Raw genomic sequence first — 18,564 nt, 5'->3', positions numbered from 1 at the left:
AAAGCCTTTAAGACTTTGGACATTTGACTTTGGACAAAATTATATTGCTTGTTTTTCTTCTTTATTTGCTTGTTTTTCGGCATAAGCCATAGCTGCATCACGCACCCATTGTCCTTTCTCGTGAGCATTAATTCTGTCTGACAAACGTTGTTTGTTACAAGGACCATGTCCTTTGACTACTTGCCAAAACTCCTCCCAATCGATTTCACCAAAATCATAATGTTTTCGTTCTTCGTTCCATTTCAGTTTTGGATCGGGAATGGTCAAACCTAAAATATTAGCTTGAGGAACCGTTTGGTCTACAAAAGCTTGACGCAATTCGTCATTGGTTTTACGTTTCAATTTCCATTTCACAGATTGCTCTGTGTTGGGCGAATCGGCATCACGAGGGCCAAACATCATTAACGAAGGCCACCACCAACGGTTAATAGAGTCCTGTGCCATCGCTTTTTGCTCTGGAGTTCCATTGCAAAGCGTTAATAAAATTTCATAGCCTTGACGCTGATGAAAACTTTCTTCTTTACAAATTCGCACCATCGCTCGAGAATAGGGTCCATAAGAAGTTCCCATTAAAGCCACTTGATTCATAATAGCAGCGCCGTCAACCAACCATCCAATAGTTCCCATATCTGCCCAAGTTACCGCTGGATAATTAAAAATACTAGAATATTTAGCCTCTCCAGAATGCAATTGAGCAATCAACTCATCTCGAGAAATTCCAAGAGTTTCTGCGGCACTGTATAAATACAAGCCGTGACCTCCTTCATCTTGAATTTTAGCCAACAAGGCTACTTTTCTGCGTAAAGAAGGTGCGCGCGTAATCCAATTTCCTTCTGGCAACATACCAACAACTTCAGAATGTGCGTGTTGGGAAATTTGACGAATGTGGGTTTTGCGATACTTTTCTGGCATCCAATCTTTGGGCTCGATTTTCTCATCGTTATCGATGCGAGCTTGAAACATTTGCTCTAAATTTTTGACTTCTTGTTCTGACATAATTTAAAGTAATTAGTCGTTAGTAATTAGTGATTCGTCACTTTTATATCATCGTGTTTGGAATTCTGAAACAAGTTCAAAATTGTTTCTCTTACAATCCAAAATCGACCACCACTTTTTTGGAAGTGGGTACCGCTTGGCAACTCAACACATAGTTTTTAGCTAATTCATCTTCTTCTAGCGAGTAGTTCAGTTTCATTTCGACCGAACCATCAACTACTTTACAACGACAGGTACTGCACACGCCACCTTTGCAAGCATAGGGTAAATCGGCTCCCGCCGCAATGGCACCATCTAAAAGATTATCAAAATCTTCACCCATCACAAAATGAAATTCTTTCCCTCCATCAATGATGGTCACTTCAGTGCCTTCTACTTTTTTCTCAACAATTTTATGGATGCGTTGTCTGTCTTCTTCTGACAATCCTGTTGTAAATAATTCATAATGAATTTTATCTTTAGACAACCCGGCATTTACTAATGTATCGCGCAACAAATAGATCATTTCTTCAGGACCACAAATAAAACACTCATCGGTTTCAGACACATCAAAAAGTTTCTCTGTAAGCACTTGTATTTTTTCTTGAGTAAATCTTCCGTTGAATAATTCGGAAGGTCGGTATTCTTTTGTTAGGAAATGAAAAATTTCAAAACGATTGAAATATACATTTTTAAGCTGTTCGATTTCTTCTTTAAAAAGAATTGATTTTACAGTGCTGTTCAAATAAAACAACTTAAACGTACTGTGAGGCTCGGCTGCTAAATGCGTTTTAATCATTGACAAAATAGGCGTCACTCCACTTCCTGCTGCAAAAGCAATATAGTTTTTGCTTTTTGCCGGTGCCACTTCAGTATAAAAGGCGCCGTGTGGAGGCATTATGTCGAGCACATCGCCAGATTTCAATGTATCGTTAGCAAAGGTAGAAAACAACCCGTCGGGAATTCTTTTTACAGCCACTTGCCATTTATGCTCCAACGGACTCGAACACAACGAATAGGAACGACGAACTTCTTTGCCGTCTAACATAGTTCGTACCGTAACATGTTGTCCTTGTTTGTATTGAAAATCTGTTTGTAACGCTTCTGGTATAGCAAAGGTAATGACCGAACAATCTTTGGTGTCCTTATATACATCTGCTACTTTTATACTATGAAATTTTGCCATAAATTACTTTTTACACTTAACTAACAACTGTTAGTTTGCAATGCAAATATAGTGATTTTTTCAACACATTACGAAAACGTTGTAATTTTTTAATTTACTCCCTAAGATATTACCATTTAAAATGCTTTTTTTGGAATACCGAATGAAGGAATCAAAAAAATACAGAAAACAACTTACTTAAACAATACCATTTAATAAGACTTTAACCATGTTTTCTGTTAATGCTTTTGAACTCAATTTATTGGTTTTATTGTACCAAATGTATAAAGTACGCAACGTGGAAAGAATTGAAAAAATAATAACATCAATATTGAGATCTTTAATGTCCCCTTCTTGGATTCCTTTTTGAATGATGGCTTTAAAGTTCTCTTCGTAATCGTTACGCATTTTGATAAAGTACTCTAAATCCGAATCGGTTAGGTGCATCCAATCGTTATTCAAACAAGCTAAAGCATTAGAATCTCGTAGTGTGATATCAATATGCAACTGAATGATTCGTTCTATTTTTTTTATGGCGGAATCCTTAGAACAAACCACTTCATTCATTACATTGGTAAATTCTTCAGCAATCTCAATAACGATGAGTACTAAAATTTCTTGCTTAGATTTGATGTGGTTGTACAAACTGGCCGCCTTGATATCCATGGCTTGGGCAATGTCTCTCATTGTGACTGCACTGTAGCCTTTCTCTTTGAAAAGCGTAGCCGCCACGTTTACGATTTCGGTTTTTCTGTCGGTTAATTTCATCGTTCCAAAGATAAAAAAATTAGCTTGGGTAACTTTTGTTACAAGTTTGTAGGATGGATAGTTATACTTTTGTCTTCTACATTTAATTTTAGAATAGCGATTTAAGAAATTAGAAAAATTATTAAGACACGAAATATGGGATTATTAGATTTATTAGGCTTTGGAGGAAAATCGGATACCCTCAAAGAATTTATAGAAAAAGGGGCAGTGATTGTTGATGTTCGTACCGTTGGTGAATACCGAAACGGTCATATTAAGGGATCAAAAAACATTCCTTTAGACACTCTTTCGAGCCAAATACATGAGATTAAGAAACTCCAAAAACCTGTGATTGCCTGTTGTGCGAGTGGCATGCGTAGTGCTCAAGCGACAGCTATGTTAAAAAAACTAGGCATTGAAGCAATGAATGGTGGCGGTTGGAGCAGTCTAGAAAATAAATTGTAATCTATATTAAAACTCCATAAAAGGAAATTGGTTTTTGAGTTGGGCGCTTTTTTTGGCCAACGTTTGTAAAAATTGTTGATGGCTTGCAGTATTCGGATTGAAGGGTCTGTGAGCCATTCCTTTTTGAATTTGGGCTACTTCTTGCATTATAGGAGAGGTAGACGGTGCGAGGGTACTCTCACAAAAACGCTCCCAAATGTAGCGCAGGGCAATTTTATTAGGATGCAGTAGATCTTCGTCATAAAAACGGTAATCACGCAATTCGTCCATCATGATTTCATAGGAGGGAAAGTAGTTGACTGCACCCGATTGATTATCCATTATTTCATGTAGCGCAGTAATCAAATGGGCCTTGCTTCTTTGGTTTTCCACAAATCCGTCTTTAATGTGACGCACTGGCGATATGGTAAAAATGAACGCACATGTTGGGTTAATTTGCTGCACTAAATCGATAGTATTTCTCATGGATTGAAATAACGTTTCAACAGATAGAATTTCTTTGTCAAATTGGTTTTGGGACACTTTATGACAATTGGCTACGATTTCATGAGAAGCTTTTTGTCGGTAGACCCATGCCGTACCATAAGTACAAATCATGTGCGAAGCTGCTAGCAATTCGACTCTAAAATGATGCAATTTCTTATTGAGCGATTCCAACAACAATTTGGGATCGGTTTGACTAAGCGCCGAGTGCACTTCAAAACAATGCCAAAGTTCGTTATGGAAAAAAATGTCTTTTTCAGTAAATTCTATTTTGTGTACCGCACGGTAGATGAGTTTTTCAATCGCCACCGGATTAAAAATAATCCCAAACGGATTGGTGAGGTGTTGAAACTTAAAATAATCCCATTGAGCCCCCATATTTTCGGCAAAACAAGACCCTAACGAAATGATTCTTGACGCATATTCTATGGCGTGCTCCGATGGGGTGATGGGTATTTTTGTAGTGAATTGCATTCTTATGATTGATAAAAATATTGCATTGCACCTCGTAATTAGGCAAAACAAAGATATTGATTTTTGTTTTCCAATTACTTTTTTAAACTACAGTTTTCCTAAACAAAGACTATTTTATCTATGCAACAGGCTATAAATCTTGATAAACAAACAATAGAAGATTTTAAAGGAGCTAGTGTCGAAGAAGTTAAAGCATTTGGGAATACTGCATTAGCTGGTGAAGGTCGTCTGATAGTTTTTAGTATTTTGATTTTAATTATATTCTCAATTGCAAGAAGATGTAATTAAACAGCTCCGCAAAAAGTTCCTATGAAAGGTAAACGTCTCCCGACTTTTGAGGAACACTTAAAAATTTCTGTCGTGAGGCATAGGCAGGAAATATTTATTTTGTCTTTTCGCTTTGCTCGAATGCAACACGTAGTATTATAAACAAACTCTTTTCGGAGTTTAGCCCTTTGGATTCAAATACCTTAAGTTTCATAAAGATACATTGTAATACATTATATAGGGTATTGTTTTAAATGGTATCTAAATCGCTAAACAATACTACCTACGTCTTGCTTTTTCCCTATTTTTGCATTCTTAAAATCAGAATTCTTGTATGAAACTACTCTACACCTACCTTATAAAACATAAAACCTTGTTGTTTTTTGCCTTGGTTATGGCTGCTATAAATATTTGTTTTAGTTTATCCGACTCAGTAATTACGGGTAAATTAATGCAAGATTGTGGGGTGGGCATTGCCAAATATAAAGGTGAAGAATGGCGGTTTATTAAAGCGGTTTCTTTTTGGCTTGGGCTTTCTCTTGGAGCTGCGATGATTTCACGTATTACGAAAAATTTTCAAGATTATTTTACCAACATCGTCATTCAACGCACTGGAGCCGCCATGTATACGGATGGAATTAAAAAATCATTGGATTTGCCTTTTGAAGATTTTGAAGACCAACGTAGTGGTGAAACGTTGAGCAAGCTTCAAAAAGTGCGCACCGATTCTGAAAAACTCATTACACTTTCGATTTCTTTGATTTTTCAAACCATTATTGGATTTATTTTTGTCATCGTTTATATTTCTAGAATCGATTATAGAATTTCGTTCATCTACCTCATCACAGCCCCTATTATTGCCTTAGTCAGTTCGTATTTAGGTAAAAAAATCAAAGCCGTATCGCGGAAAATTGTTTTACAAACCAATGCTTTGGCTGGAGCTACCACCGAGAGTTTGCGTAATATTGAACTTGTAAAAAGCTTAGGACTAACCTATCAAGAAGAAAAACGATTAAATCTAAACACGCTAAAAATCCTGCAATTGGAATTGGAAAAGATTCGCTTCATTAGAAGTTTGAGTTTTATTCAAGGTACTACCGTACACTTTTTAAGAACGTGTGTGGTGTTTACCCTCTACTATTTCTTATTTGGTGGAAAAATTTTAGTAGGGGATTTACTAACGATGGTCTTCTTTACCTTCTTCATTTTTAATCCTTTGCAAGAATTAGGTTCGTTTATCATCGCACTAAACGAAACAAAAGTCTCTATGGAAAACTTTAAAGACTTGTTGCAAGCACGTACCGAATTCCGTCCAAAAGAAGCTACTCCAATTGGTGTCATTTCGTCATTACATTTTTCAAATGTGAGTTTCAAACATAAATCGGCCAATCATTTTGCCGTAGAAAACATCAATTTTGACATCAACCAAGGCGAAACGGTGGCTTTTGTGGGACCGTCTGGCTCGGGAAAAACAACATTAGTGAAATTATTAGTGGGACTCTATCCTACTGCGCAGGGAACCATCAAATACAATAATATTGACTCCAAAGCAATTGATTTACTCTATTTGCGAAAACAACTCGGATTTGTAACCCAAGATGCGCAGTTGTTCTCGGGAACCATTAGAGAGAATTTATTGTTTGTGAAACCCACTGCAACCGATGAAGAGTTATATGATGCCCTGAAAAGAGCCAGTTGCGACAATTTATTAAAACGGGCTCAAGACGGTTTGAATGCAACCATTGGTGAAGGAGGAATTAAAGTTTCGGGGGGTGAAAAACAACGTTTATCTATTGCCCGTGCGATATTGCGTAATCCCAACTTATTAATTTTTGACGAAGCTACTTCGGCTTTGGATTCCATTACAGAAGAAGAAATTAATGAAACCATTCGAAACATTTCTGATAAAAACAGAATAACAGTACTTATTGCGCATCGCCTTTCAACTGTAATGCATGCTGATAAAATTTTCGTACTAGAACAAGGAAAAATTATTGAACAAGGAAAACATGACGCCCTGTTGCAAGAAAAAGGCTTGTATTATGCGATGTGGCGCCAACAAATTGGGGAACGAAAATAAAAAAGGAACACAGATTCTCAAAATTGATATAATTTCTCAAATCTGTGTTCCAAAATATTTAGTAAACTCTATTTCACAAAATCAACCGCTTTTTCTAATGCTTCTTTGATTCCTAGTATATTTTTACCTTTTCCAGAAGCGAAGAAGGGTTGACCTCCCCCATTTCCGTCAATGTATTTTCCTAATTCACGAATCACATTCCCTGCATTCAATCCTTTTTCCGCAACCAATTCTTTGGAAATATAACAATGAATATTAGGTGCATTGTCGTCCACAGAAGCTAAGAACACAAACGAGTTGGCTTTGAAATTTCCTATCGCTTGAGCTAAATCTTTAGTAGCCCCCATAGATAAATCTACTTGTTTCGCTAGGAAGTTGATTCCATTTATTTCTTGGAACTCATTACTTAAAGTATTCTTTAAACCGTCTACTTTTTCTTTTATTAATTGCTCAATTTGTTTTTTCAACTTTGCATTATCCTCTTGTAAGGTAGCGACCGATTTTAATACATCTTGTGGGTTTTTCAACGTTTCTTTGATTTCTGCTAAAGTATGCTCTTGGTTTTTATAGAACGCTTTCACTGCATCACCCGTAATAGCTTCAATACGACGAATACCGGTAGCTACAGCTCCTTCAGAAACAATTTTGAAATGCCAAATTTCTGCAGTGTTTTTCACGTGAATTCCACCACAAAGTTCCATACTTTGCCCAAATTTAATAGCGCGAACATTATCACCATATTTTTCTCCAAACAAAGCCATAGCACCTTCGTCTAACGCTTGTTGAATTGGAATACTTCTGCGTTCAATTAAAGGCAACTGCTCTTCAATTCGAGTATTTACAAAGTCTTCTACTTGTTTGATTTCTTCGTCGGTTACTTTACTGAAATGCGAAAAGTCAAAACGCAGATAATTCGGATTTACTAACGAACCTTTTTGTTCCACATGAGTTCCCAAAATAGCGCGCAATGCTTGATGCATCAAGTGCGTAGCTGAGTGATTTTTAGAAGTTGACGTTCTTAAATCGGTGTTGACTTTTGCCACAAAATTGGCCTCTAGATTTTCAGGAAGTTGTTTAGTAAAATGGAGAATTAGGTTGTTTTCTTTCTTCGTATCAATGATTTCAATCGTTTCATTGGCTGATACCAAGGTTCCTTTATCTCCTACTTGTCCTCCTCCTTCTGGATAAAATGGGGTACTATCAAGTACGATTTGATATAAAACACCATCTTTTTTGGAATCTACCTTACGAATACGCGTAATTTTTACGTCATTTTCCGTTTGGTCATAACCTACAAAGGTTTCAACATTTCCAGCGATTAACACCTTCCAATCATCCGTTGAAACTTCAGAAGCAGCTCGAGAACGGGCTTTTTGCTTTTGCAATTCGACTTCAAAACCTTCCTCGTCATAAGTATAGCCTTTTTCTTTTAAGATCAATGCGGTTAAATCTTTTGGAAATCCGAACGTGTCATACAATTCAAATACTTTCTCCCCAGGCACTTCTTTACCACTCGTCTCTGAAACCACTTTTTCCAACAATTGTAATCCTTGCTCTAAGGTTCTCAAGAAAGACGCTTCTTCCTCTCGAATGACATTCGTAACCAATTGCTGTTGCGCTTTGATTTCTGGGAAAAATTCGCCCATTTGATTAGCTAAAACTTCTACTAATTTATTGATAAAAGGCTCTTTGGTATTCAAAAATGTAAATCCGTAACGAATCGCACGACGTAAAATTCTACGAATCACATACCCTGCTCCCGTATTTGATGGTAATTGACCGTCGGCAATAGCAAACGCTACGGCACGCACGTGATCTACAATAACACGAATCGCAATATTGGTTTTATTTTGTTCCTCAGATATGTTCTTAACTTCGTTTGAAGTATATTTTAATCCTGTAATTTGTTCAACTTTTTCAATCAATGGCGTAAAAACATCTGTATCATAATTAGAAGTCACATTTTGCATCGCCATACACAAACGTTCAAATCCCATTCCAGTATCTACGTGTTGCGCTGGTAATTTTTCTAACGAACCATCTGCTTTTCGGTTGAATTCCATAAATACGTTATTCCAAATCTCTACTACTTGTGGATGATCGGCGTTGACTAGGTCACGTCCTGATATTTTGGAACGTTCTTCATTGGAACGTAAATCAATATGAATTTCTGAACAGGGTCCGCATGGCCCTTGGTCACCCATTTCCCAAAAGTTGTCCTTTTTATTTCCAAGAATGATGCGGTCTTCCGAAACATATTGCTTCCAAATATCAAACGCTTCTTGATCGAACGGTACATTTTCGGCAGGATTTCCTTCAAATACTGAAACATATAAGCGGTCTTTGTCTAACTTCAACACTTCGGTCAAAAATTGCCATGCCCAAGCCAAAGCTTCCTTTTTGAAATAATCACCAAACGACCAGTTTCCTAACATTTCAAACATAGTATGGTGGTAGGTATCAAACCCTACATCTTCCAAATCGTTGTGCTTTCCTGAAACACGAAGGCATTTTTGCGTATCTGCAATACGTTTGCTTTTAGGCGTTCCATTTCCAAGAAAATATTCTTTGAACTGCGCCATTCCCGAGTTGTTAAACATCAGCGTGGGGTCGTCTTTTAAAACGATAGGTGCTGAAGGAACGATTAAGTGTCCGTTGCTTTCAAAGAAGTTGAGATACGCTTTACGAATGTCTTGTGATTTCATTGGTTTAAGTATTATGCTGATATTTTTTTTAAATCTTGTAATGCTAATTGAAACATTTATTAAATTTGTTCGTATAATTAGTATTGTACTATAAACGAGTACAAAAATAGTATAATTTAAGAAATGTCGAAGAAAGTTAAGTATTATTACGATCCAGAAAGTCTAGCCTATCGCATCATAAGTCCAAAAAAGCTAAAAAAGTTTGGTTATGCCTTCCTTTTTTTGATAGCTTCGGCATTATTTGGCTTTCTTTGTTTTGTCGTTTTAATGAATACTCCTTACTTTCAAACTCCAAAAGACAAAATGCAACAGCGTGAAATTGACAATCTGACCTTACGCTATGCGCTTTTAAACAAGAGAATTGAAGATTTAGACGAGGTAGCTTCAAATTTGGAAGATCGAGATAATAATTTGTATCGTGTTTATTTTAATTCGGCACCTATTCCAACAGAGAAAAGAAGAGGCATAATAGATCGAGCGCGCTATAAAGAATTGGAAGGATTTGACAATTCAGAATTGGTTATCAATACTTCTGAAAAAGTTGACGGCATTACAAAAGCGCTTGCAGTTCAATCGAAATCGTTGGATGAAATATTAAAATTAGCTAAACAGAAAAATAAATTATTGAGTGCGATTCCAGCCATTCAACCAGTCAAAAACGAGGATTTAAAACACATGGCTTCAGGGTTTGGCTATCGTTCAGACCCTTTTACCAAAGCACGAAAAATGCATGAAGGGATGGATTTTACTGCCAAAACGGGTACTCCAATTTATGCCACGGGCGATGGGATTGTAAAAAATGCAGACAATTCGTTGTCAGGTTATGGAAATCATATTGAAATCCGACATGGATATGGATATTTAACATTGTATGGTCATCTCAGCAAATACAAAGTACGTCCAGGACAACATGTGAAACGAGGCGATGTGATTGGTTTTGTGGGTAGTACAGGACGTAGTGAAGCACCTCATTTACACTATGAAGTACATAAGGACGGAAAAGTAGTAAACCCTATTAATTTTTATTACGGAAATATTTCGGCAGCAGAATATGTTGTCATATCAAAAATTGCGTATCAGGAAAATCAATCCTTGGATTAAAGATGTACGATTGATGAATTTGATTTGGAACAACTAAAAAAATATAAAAATGCACATACAATTATCTAAAGACAAATTATATTTTAGTATTGGTGAAGTCGCCGATGCTTTTGGCGTCAATGCTTCCTTGATTCGATTTTGGGATAAAGAATTTGATATTCTAAAGCCTAAAAAAAACGCCAAGGGAAACCGAATGTTTACCCAAGAAGATGTCAAAAATCTACAACTAATTTATCATTTAGTTAAAGAACGTGGCTTTACATTAGAAGGGGCTAAAACCCATTTGAAAGAAGGTCAGAAAAAAACTTTAGATAAATTTGATATCATTGCAAAGTTGGAAGGTATCAAATCCGAACTGACAACCATTAAAAATAATCTTTAGGAATGATTTTTGCTCAAACAATAAAATAAAAATAAAAACAAAACTTAAAAAATAAGAAAACATGAGAAAATGGTTAATCCCTGTTGGAATAGTTGTAATACTTGTATTGATGTCAATTTCTTCCTACAATGGTCTTGTAGGCGTTCAAGCAGATGCTAAAACAGCTTGGTCAAAAGTAGAAAGTGCGTATCAAAGAAGAAATGACCTTATTGGTAATTTAGTAAAAGTGGTTCAAAAAGCTGCTAATTATGAAAAAGGAACTTTAACGGCTGTAATCGAAGCTCGTGCTAAAGCTACTTCGATAACTATTGACCCTGCCAATGCTACACCAGAACAAATGGCACAATTTCAACAAGCACAAGAAGGTTTAAAAGGTTCTTTATCTAGACTTTTATTAACTGTGGAGCAATACCCAGAATTAAAAGCAACAGAAGGCTTTAAAGAACTTCAATCTCAAATTGAAGGAACAGAAAACAGAATTAATGTGGAAAGAGATCGATTCAATGATGCTGTGAACATTTATGATCAAAAAACCAAAAAATTTCCTAGTGTAATTTTTGCAAAACTTTTTGGATTTAACGAAATGAATCGTTTTAAAGCTGATGTTGGTGCTGAAAAAGCTCCAGACGTTAATGACTATTTTGATAAAACAGAAACAAAATAATGTCAAAAGTAGAAGACTTTTTGTCAAAAAAAGAAGAAGCTGAAGTAGTTGAAGCCATTCGTATGGCTGAAGAAAATACTTCGGGTGAAATTCGCGTACACGTAGAAAAAGAAACTTCTATTGCCACTATAGATAGAGCAATGGAAGTTTTTTCTATGCTTAAAATGGAAAACACCAAAGATCGAAATGGTGTGCTTATTTATGTCGCCGTAAAAAGTAAACAATTTGCTATCTATGGAGACCAAGGCATTAACAATAAAGTAGGCGATGATTTTTGGAACACTACTAAAGATATTATGCTAAATCATTTTAAAAACGGCAATAATAAACAAGCTTTAGTAGAAGGCATTCTAAGTGCCGGACAACAACTTAAGCATCATTTTCCATATCAGAATGATGATGTGAATGAACTTTCTAACGAAATATCAAAAGGATAGACATGAAAGAACCAATAAATAAAATTTATAATGGCAATTGGGTTTTTCGCTTTTATATTACTTTTTTGTTTATCTGCATGAGTAATTTTGGGTATTCACAACTCACAATACCTGAGAAGCCATCGTTTATTCCACCAATAATAGATAGTACACAAACGTTATCTGAAATTCAAAAGCAGCAATTATTTGAAAAACTCAAGAATTATTCTGATAGTACTTCTACCGAAATTTTTGTAATGATTGTACCTACAACTCAAGGTGAAGACATTTCAAGATATGCTACAGATTTAGGACAAAAATGGAAAATTGGACAAAAGGGAAAAGACAATGGTATTGTTTTTCTTATTGCAAAAGACGACCGTAAAATGTCTATTCAAACGGGTTATGGCGTTGAACATTTATTAACCGATGCCTTATCAAGACGAATAATAGAACAAGAGATTAAACCTGAATTTAGAGAAGGTCGGTATTTTGAAGGAATCGACAATGGAGTTACGGCTATCTTTAAAGTATTGAAAGGTGAATATAAAGGTAATCCAAAAAGAAATAAAGATGACAGTATCCCAATTGGTGTATTCATCATAATTTTTATTATTATCATTATTCTTATTTCAAGAAACAGAGGCAACGGACGTGGTGGAAATGGCATAGGAGGCCCGAGTTTATTAGACATGATAATCCTTAGCAATATGGGAAGAAGCAGTGGTGGCGGTTTTGGTGGCGGTTTTGGAGGTTCTTCTGGAGGAGGGGGTTTTGGTGGCTTCGGCGGTGGCGGAAGTTTTGGCGGTGGTGGTGCTAGTGGCGGCTGGTAAAGACGAATTGAGTCAACTTTATTTTATAAAAAAAACTCGTTTAGAATGTCTAAACGAGTTTTTTGTTTGGGTTATAGTCTCCTTTTACTTTAATATTTTTAACGAGTCTAAAGCATATGTATTCGTAGGGTCTAAAGCCAATGTTTTGTTTAATAATTCTTTAGCTTTTGCCTTATCGGAATTGGCATAATGTGCCGCCATGTTATTGTAAGCTTCTGTCATTTTTGTTTTTGCTTTTGCAATCTCTTCAGGCGTTTTCGTATTCAATACATCTAAGAATTGTTGGTATGATTTTGCCATAATTTCATCGTTTTCCAATGAATTATTAATACGTGCTTTGTACAAAAAGGCATCTGGATAGGTTGGTGTCAATTGAATCACAGTATCCATAGCTTTATCTGCATTTTGTAACGCTACTTTATCAATAGTTTTGGCATCTTTTCCTCTATTTACAGTATAAACACACAAGCCAAAGTACATATTATCTTCAACATAATTTTTTGAATTAGAATTGGTAATAGCTACTTCAAAAAGAGCTGCAGCAACATTATACAATTTTGTGCCATAGTAGTTTTTAGCAACTTCGTTCAATAAATTTGCAATTGTAGGATCTAACTCCAGCGATTTTTTGATGTCTGAAATTCCGTTAGCAAGTATGGTGGCATCAACCGTTTTTCCATCTGCCGCAACCGCTTTTTTAATCTTTGACAAGCCTAAATAGTAATAATCTCCTGAAATAATTTTAGACCCTTTTTGAATGTAATCTGTCAATGCTGTGATCGCAGCATCTGTATTTCCATTTTCATAAGCCGCATAACCTAAATATCTTAAAATACGAGGATTTACTTTATCTAATTTTTTCATTTCATTCGCTTCTGCTTCAAGCGCTTTATAATCTTTTGCCAGAATTAAAAAGTCGGCATGGCGCATACGAGAAGCTAAGGAATAATCGGTCAAACTCATGTATTTATTATAATAATCCAATGCCTTTGCAATATTTTCTTTAAAGGTTGAAGGCTTATTATACGCCCACAAATAGTACGTTTCCGCCAATTCTCGATACACAGGGCCATAATTTGCATTCAAAGCAATCACTTCATTATAGGCTGCAATTGCTTCTGTATAGGCTTTCGCACCTTTTAACAATACACCCAATTGCATTTTTGCGCGAATAAGTGTATTATCAGTTGTATAAGCATCTCGATAGGAAGCATAAGCTTCATTTTGGCTTTTATCACCATAATATGCATCACCCAAAACCAATTTAATCATCGCATCATTTGGATTAATAAGTTTTGCTTTTTCTAGCAATGCAATAGCCTTTTTATAATCTGGTTTTGGTACATTCATATAAGCTTGAGCAATACAGATATACTCTTCTGTATCTTTCTTCTTCATATCTTTCATAACCAAATCAAACTTAGCTTGTGCTGCAGCAGTATTATCACTTTCTAGATCTAGTTGTCCTAATCCAATATTATTCAACCTCCCACCATCTGGTGCAGACAACCCTTTTTGGAACACTACTTTCGCAGAATCTTCGCTATTTTGTTTAAGATAAATATTCCCTAACAAAAAAGCCGCTCTTCCATTATCAGGTTTCGTTTGAAGAAGAGTTTTGAGCATGGTTTTTGCTTTTTCATATTGCTCAGCATCAACCGCTTTTTTTACTTGATCTAAATCTTGAGCTTGTACAAAAGCTGTTGCACTTAAAAAAGCAATACTGAAAAATTTTAATGTATTCATTTTCTTAGAATTTTATTTACTTTCGTTTTCTATTTGTTTTCTTATATTTATTTTTCTACTTGGAATTCTTATTGGAGACAATCCCGATTTTAATACAATACGTTGTCCTTTTTCACCGGCCATAAACGAGGCTAATCCGATTCCTAAACCTTCATATCCCTGACAATTGATCAGGTACAAATCACGTGCCAAAGGATATTTTTGCATGGCTAGATTATCTTGACTTGGGTATACATACTCTTGCGAATCACCTCTAACACTCATCACCGAAACTTGATTTACAAAAGCTTGCATAGAAGGCTTGGGCTGTGCAATCCAATTGAGTCCGACCACTCCAATCATATTTTCATTCTCAGCGACATATTTTATGACTTCATCATTAGTCTTAAAAGAATAAGTTCCAGAAACAGGAAGTTCCTCCACTTTTGCTTTTTCACACAACATTCTTGCTGCACTCGAGTTTGGATTGTCAAAAACTAATCCTTTGAATTTCTTATTTTTCCCTTGAATAAAGGCAACCACATCTTGCAATGCGATTAGAGTATCATGCGTTGACTTTTTAGAAATAAATGCAATAGCATCCGTAGCAAAAGCCGTAGTTCTTGGAACTATATTTTTAGTTTTAAAATAAGATTCTTCCACTGGAGATAATTTCCGTGACAACACCGCCACTTTGACTTTACCCTTTGCTAACGATGATACACATTCTTTTTCTGATAGTGGCAACATCGCAATAGAAGCTTTATACGTGTTTTCGAATACTTGTACTTGATCTTCTACAATTGGTACCAAGGCTTCATCAACCAAGAGTGCCATTTTGCCTTCTACTATGGTGTCACGTTCATTTGTTGATTCCTCTTGCTTTTTACACGCATAAAAAACAAAAATCACAACTGTCATAAAGAGAACCCAAACTGAACTATTTTTAATCATTCGTCTTTCGTTGAATTAAAGAAACGCAAAAATCGTAAAAAAGAATATACTATCAATAAAATTCCGAATGCAATTCGATATTTATATTCCATTCTTAATGGTAAACTCTTCCAGAAGATAATTAATGTTCCAAGTGTTAAATAAATCAAAAAAAACAAAATTCCTATAAATAGAAGAAATCGCTCTTTAAGCGATTTCTTCTTGTAACTATCAATGAATTGATGTATCATTCTTTATTCAGAAGCTTTTGGGAAAGCAATTGGAATAACATAAGTACAACGTACTTTTTTACCATTTTGCTCTGCTGGAGTCCAACGTGGAGCTTTTCGTAATACTCGTTCAGTTTCTTTTCCAGTGCCATATCCAATATCTTTTACTTTGATATCCGATAAAGACCCGTCTTTTTCAACTGTGAACGTTGCAAAAATCTTACCTCCTGGAAAATTTTCATCTTCTATGATGTCTTTATCAAAGTTATTTGCGATAAACTGTCTAAACTTATCAATTCCTCCTGGAAAACTAGGTTCTACTTGAACTCCAGCAGAATTATAAACGGTATTATCTTCTGTAATTTCTTGATTCTTAGGACCATCTCCTGAAGGCCCTAATGTTAATTCAGCATCTGGATCTCCTTTAATGGTTTCAGCTCCTAATTTTTTATCTTCAATTTGCTTTACTTGAACAATTTCTTCAACCACTTCTTCCGTTTTAGCCACAACAGGCTTCACAAATTTAATTTGATCTACTTTTGGAGGTGGTGGCGGTGGCGGTGTTAAATTCTCTTTCGGTTTTTCCTTAGGAGGCATTTTTACCGTCGTAATTTTTGTATTTAACGTGGCATCATCATTAGTTGTTGAATTTCCAATAAACTCAATAATTTTTGGTGTTGATACCGCTAAAGCAAAAACCACTGCACCAATTAGAAGAGCCACTCCTGAAGTTTTTTGGTTGCTTTGACGTAAATCATAAGCTCCATAACTTTTGTTGCGTCCTTCAAAAACGATGTCTAACCATTGTTTGTTTAATAGGTCTAATTTCATGTTTTTACTTTTTAAATTAAGGAGTTACTAATTTTAGCTCCTCGGGTGTAATATCATTAACTATGGCATATGTTGGTACGTTGCAAATAGCCATTTCGTCTAAGATGTCTACTAAATTTCTATAGGTAGCTTTTTTAGTAGGCTTAATAATCACAATCAACCCATCGCCTGGTTTGCTTCCTGACTTAGCGGCACAATATGCTGCCACAGATGTCACACGTTTCAATATCTCTTTGCGGATACCCTCTTTGCCATAGGTTGCTTCAGTTGGTGCTCCTCCTGGTTCTGGTGTTGCTAACAACCCATGAAACCATTTGATTTTGTTATCACCACCCAAAACAATCGTCATAGTTCTCTTTTGATCTACTTTTATTTCCTCTTTTGGATCATCTTTTTTATCATTCTTATCAGGCAATCCAAGATTCATCGACTGTGGTTTTGATAATGACGTGGTCAACATGAAGAATGTAATGAGAAGGAATGCCAAATCCACCATGGCAGTTAAATCTACCTTAGAGTTTTGTTTTTTACTTCTTACTTTACCGCCTTTGCCACCGCCACTATCACCGGTATTTAATTCAGCCATTTTTTATATTTTATTATATTAATAGTCTTTCCCTCTTAGACCTGTTACCAAATCGAACGTATTGATGTCTTGGTCTTGTAAAATATCCATAATTTTTTTAATTTTTGGATATTCCAATTTTGCATCGCCTTTAATCGCGAAGTCGAGATCTTTTTGATTTCCTAACTCTATATTTGCTTGACGTGCAGTATAAATCCAATCTTTCAATTGGTTATTGATAGAATCGAAAGGAACACCTGGTTGTAAACCCACTTTGTTTCTTTCTGCACTCTTCATTTTTATAATACTGCTTAAACTTTCGATAGGCACTCCGAAACTTTCCATAAGAGCGAACTGATCTTTCTCTTGGTCTGTAAAACTTACTTTATATTTATCTGACATCAATTCAAGAGTTTTTCTACGAATATCTCTTCCTTTAATATCAAAAAACACATTGTCTTTTCCTTTCCCAACGGTAATGGTAACCAATCCGATATCGGGTAATTTTGTTTTAACAGTAGAACTTGGTGTGTCAACATTTACAGGCTCTGGCACTTTTGCCGTTGCCGTCAAAATAAAGAAAGTAAGCAAAAGGAAAGCCACATCACACATTGCCGTCATGTCAATGGACGCCGCTTTTTTGGACATTTTTATTTGAGCCATAATTTATCTTTTACTTATTATATAATAGTATTCCTATTATTTTAAACCTCCTCTAAATTTTCTGTATGTATTAACAATTGCAGTACCTGCTTCGTCAATAGAATAGGTTAACGTATCTATTTTAGATGTAAATAAGTTATAGAAAATAATTGATAATGCTGATGTCGAAATTCCAGTTGCTGTATTAATCAACGCCTCAGAAATACCATTTGCCAACAACGCTTGGTCTGGAGTTCCAGCTGAAGCTAACGCCCCAAACGCCTTAATCATCCCGGTTACAGTCCCTAATAATCCTGCAAGAGTTCCTAATGATACTGTTGTAGAAAGAATAGTCATGTGTTTTTCTAACATTGGCATTTCTAACGAAGTTGCCTCTTCGATTTCTTTGTGAATCATCTCAGCGGCTTCTTCACTAGAGAACCCTTCTTTTTTCACATCTTGATATTTTACAAGTGCTGCTCTAATCGCATTTGCCACAGATCCTTTTTGTTTGTCACAAGCAGCAATAGCATCTTCAATATTTCCAGAAGCAATACTTCCTTGTACTTTTTTCATGAATTTATCAAGATTTTCTATACCTGCCGCTTTAGTAATTACCATAAAACGCTCTACAGAGAATACAATTACCATCAACAACAATCCCATAAGAACAGGTACAATTGGACCTCCTTTATATACCATTGCCAAATAGTTTCCTGGTAGTGGATGTCCTGTATTTACTCCACCCTCAAAGTTAGAACCAGCACCCATGATGAAATTCCAAACAATCCATCCTACAAAGATACATGATACAATTACAATACCAGAGAACATACCGCCTCCGTTAGATCCATTTTCATTTTTTGCGTTTGCCATTTTTT

Annotated in this window: 19 protein-coding genes; 8 read left to right on the top strand and 11 right to left on the bottom strand. The window is 35.7% G+C overall.

Annotated features, from left to right (window positions below; all coding sequences use genetic code 11):
* Positions 1-39 precede the first annotated feature (39 nt).
* The 3 genes from paaA to CLV55_RS03430 form a co-directional block, all read right to left on the bottom strand.
* The gene (gene paaA / locus CLV55_RS03440) at positions 40-996 is read right to left on the bottom strand and encodes a 1,2-phenylacetyl-CoA epoxidase subunit PaaA (protein WP_112112350.1); all 957 of its coding nucleotides are present in this window, start codon (positions 994-996) and stop codon (positions 40-42) included.
* 91 nt (positions 997-1,087) lie between these two features.
* The gene (paaE, locus tag CLV55_RS03435) at positions 1,088-2,161 is read right to left on the bottom strand and encodes a 1,2-phenylacetyl-CoA epoxidase subunit PaaE (protein ID WP_112112349.1); all 1,074 of its coding nucleotides are present in this window, start codon (positions 2,159-2,161) and stop codon (positions 1,088-1,090) included.
* A gap of 177 nt (positions 2,162-2,338) precedes the next feature.
* Positions 2,339-2,908: a TetR/AcrR family transcriptional regulator gene (locus CLV55_RS03430; protein ID WP_112112348.1), complete on the bottom strand. Its 570-nt coding sequence runs from the start codon at positions 2,906-2,908 to the stop codon at positions 2,339-2,341.
* Positions 2,909-3,043: 135 nt separating this feature from the next.
* Between CLV55_RS03430 and CLV55_RS03425 the strand changes: the two genes are divergently transcribed.
* Entirely contained in the window at positions 3,044-3,352 is a 309-nt protein-coding gene (locus CLV55_RS03425; protein WP_112112347.1) for a rhodanese-like domain-containing protein, read from the top strand.
* A gap of 6 nt (positions 3,353-3,358) precedes the next feature.
* Here CLV55_RS03425 and CLV55_RS03420 read toward each other — a convergent pair whose 3' ends face one another.
* The gene (locus CLV55_RS03420) at positions 3,359-4,309 is read right to left on the bottom strand and encodes a GSCFA domain-containing protein (RefSeq protein WP_112112346.1); all 951 of its coding nucleotides are present in this window, start codon (positions 4,307-4,309) and stop codon (positions 3,359-3,361) included.
* Positions 4,310-4,429: 120 nt separating this feature from the next.
* Here CLV55_RS03420 and CLV55_RS12810 point away from each other — a divergent pair, with 120 nt between their 5' ends.
* Both CLV55_RS12810 and CLV55_RS03415 read left to right on the top strand, forming a co-directional pair.
* Positions 4,430-4,597: a hypothetical protein gene (locus CLV55_RS12810; RefSeq protein WP_158527013.1), complete on the top strand. Its 168-nt coding sequence runs from the start codon at positions 4,430-4,432 to the stop codon at positions 4,595-4,597.
* 313 nt (positions 4,598-4,910) lie between these two features.
* The gene (locus tag CLV55_RS03415; RefSeq protein WP_112112345.1) at positions 4,911-6,656 is read left to right on the top strand and encodes an ABC transporter ATP-binding protein; all 1,746 of its coding nucleotides are present in this window, start codon (positions 4,911-4,913) and stop codon (positions 6,654-6,656) included.
* Between the two features lie 68 nt (positions 6,657-6,724).
* On the opposite strand, the gene alaS is transcribed toward CLV55_RS03415, so the two are convergent.
* Positions 6,725-9,361 carry an alanine--tRNA ligase gene (alaS, locus tag CLV55_RS03410; RefSeq protein WP_112112344.1) on the bottom strand — a complete coding sequence of 879 codons (2,637 nt, stop codon included), beginning with the start codon at positions 9,359-9,361 and terminating at the stop codon, positions 6,725-6,727.
* A 123-nt stretch (positions 9,362-9,484) separates the two neighbouring features.
* On the opposite strand from alaS, the gene CLV55_RS03405 reads away from it, so the two are divergent.
* From CLV55_RS03405 to CLV55_RS03385, 5 genes are all read left to right on the top strand, one after another.
* Complete coding sequence (locus CLV55_RS03405; protein ID WP_112112343.1) at positions 9,485-10,462, top strand: M23 family metallopeptidase; 978 nt, start codon at positions 9,485-9,487, stop codon at positions 10,460-10,462.
* A 49-nt stretch (positions 10,463-10,511) separates the two neighbouring features.
* Complete coding sequence (locus CLV55_RS03400; protein WP_112112342.1) at positions 10,512-10,844, top strand: MerR family transcriptional regulator; 333 nt, start codon at positions 10,512-10,514, stop codon at positions 10,842-10,844.
* A 61-nt stretch (positions 10,845-10,905) separates the two neighbouring features.
* A complete protein-coding gene (locus tag CLV55_RS03395; RefSeq protein WP_112112341.1) occupies positions 10,906-11,508 on the top strand; it encodes a LemA family protein in 603 nt (200 codons plus the stop codon).
* On the top strand, positions 11,508-11,945 hold the full coding sequence (locus CLV55_RS03390) for a TPM domain-containing protein (protein WP_112112340.1): 438 nt from the start codon (positions 11,508-11,510) through the stop codon (positions 11,943-11,945). Before CLV55_RS03395 ends, CLV55_RS03390 begins: the two co-directional genes overlap by 1 nt.
* A 2-nt stretch (positions 11,946-11,947) precedes the next feature.
* Positions 11,948-12,757, top strand: coding sequence for a TPM domain-containing protein (locus CLV55_RS03385; RefSeq protein ID WP_112112339.1), 810 nt, complete (start codon positions 11,948-11,950; stop codon positions 12,755-12,757).
* Positions 12,758-12,841: 84 nt separating this feature from the next.
* Here CLV55_RS03385 and CLV55_RS03380 read toward each other — a convergent pair whose 3' ends face one another.
* The 6 genes from CLV55_RS03380 to CLV55_RS03350 all read right to left on the bottom strand — a co-directional run bounded on the left by CLV55_RS03380 (position 12,842) and on the right by CLV55_RS03350 (position 18,559).
* On the bottom strand, positions 12,842-14,503 hold the full coding sequence (locus CLV55_RS03380; RefSeq protein WP_112112338.1) for a tetratricopeptide repeat protein: 1,662 nt from the start codon (positions 14,501-14,503) through the stop codon (positions 12,842-12,844).
* Between the two features lie 12 nt (positions 14,504-14,515).
* Positions 14,516-15,436 (bottom strand): PstS family phosphate ABC transporter substrate-binding protein, encoded by a 921-nt coding sequence (locus tag CLV55_RS03375; RefSeq protein ID WP_112112337.1) that lies wholly within the window; start codon positions 15,434-15,436, stop codon positions 14,516-14,518.
* A gap of 233 nt (positions 15,437-15,669) precedes the next feature.
* Positions 15,670-16,476, bottom strand: coding sequence for an energy transducer TonB (locus CLV55_RS03365; RefSeq protein WP_112112335.1), 807 nt, complete (start codon positions 16,474-16,476; stop codon positions 15,670-15,672).
* A 16-nt stretch (positions 16,477-16,492) separates the two neighbouring features.
* Positions 16,493-17,062: an ExbD/TolR family protein gene (locus CLV55_RS03360; RefSeq protein ID WP_112112334.1), complete on the bottom strand. Its 570-nt coding sequence runs from the start codon at positions 17,060-17,062 to the stop codon at positions 16,493-16,495.
* An 18-nt stretch (positions 17,063-17,080) separates the two neighbouring features.
* The gene (locus CLV55_RS03355; protein WP_112112333.1) at positions 17,081-17,704 is read right to left on the bottom strand and encodes an ExbD/TolR family protein; all 624 of its coding nucleotides are present in this window, start codon (positions 17,702-17,704) and stop codon (positions 17,081-17,083) included.
* 36 nt (positions 17,705-17,740) lie between these two features.
* Positions 17,741-18,559: a MotA/TolQ/ExbB proton channel family protein gene (locus tag CLV55_RS03350; protein ID WP_112112332.1), complete on the bottom strand. Its 819-nt coding sequence runs from the start codon at positions 18,557-18,559 to the stop codon at positions 17,741-17,743.
* Positions 18,560-18,564 lie beyond the last annotated feature (5 nt).

This window comes from Flavobacterium aciduliphilum, assembly GCF_003268855.1.
In the GTDB taxonomy this organism is placed as follows: Bacteria; Bacteroidota; Bacteroidia; order Flavobacteriales; family Flavobacteriaceae; genus Flavobacterium; species Flavobacterium aciduliphilum.
The sequence above is the reverse complement of the archived record's forward strand: the minus strand, read 5'-3'. Positions and strand labels throughout refer to the sequence as shown.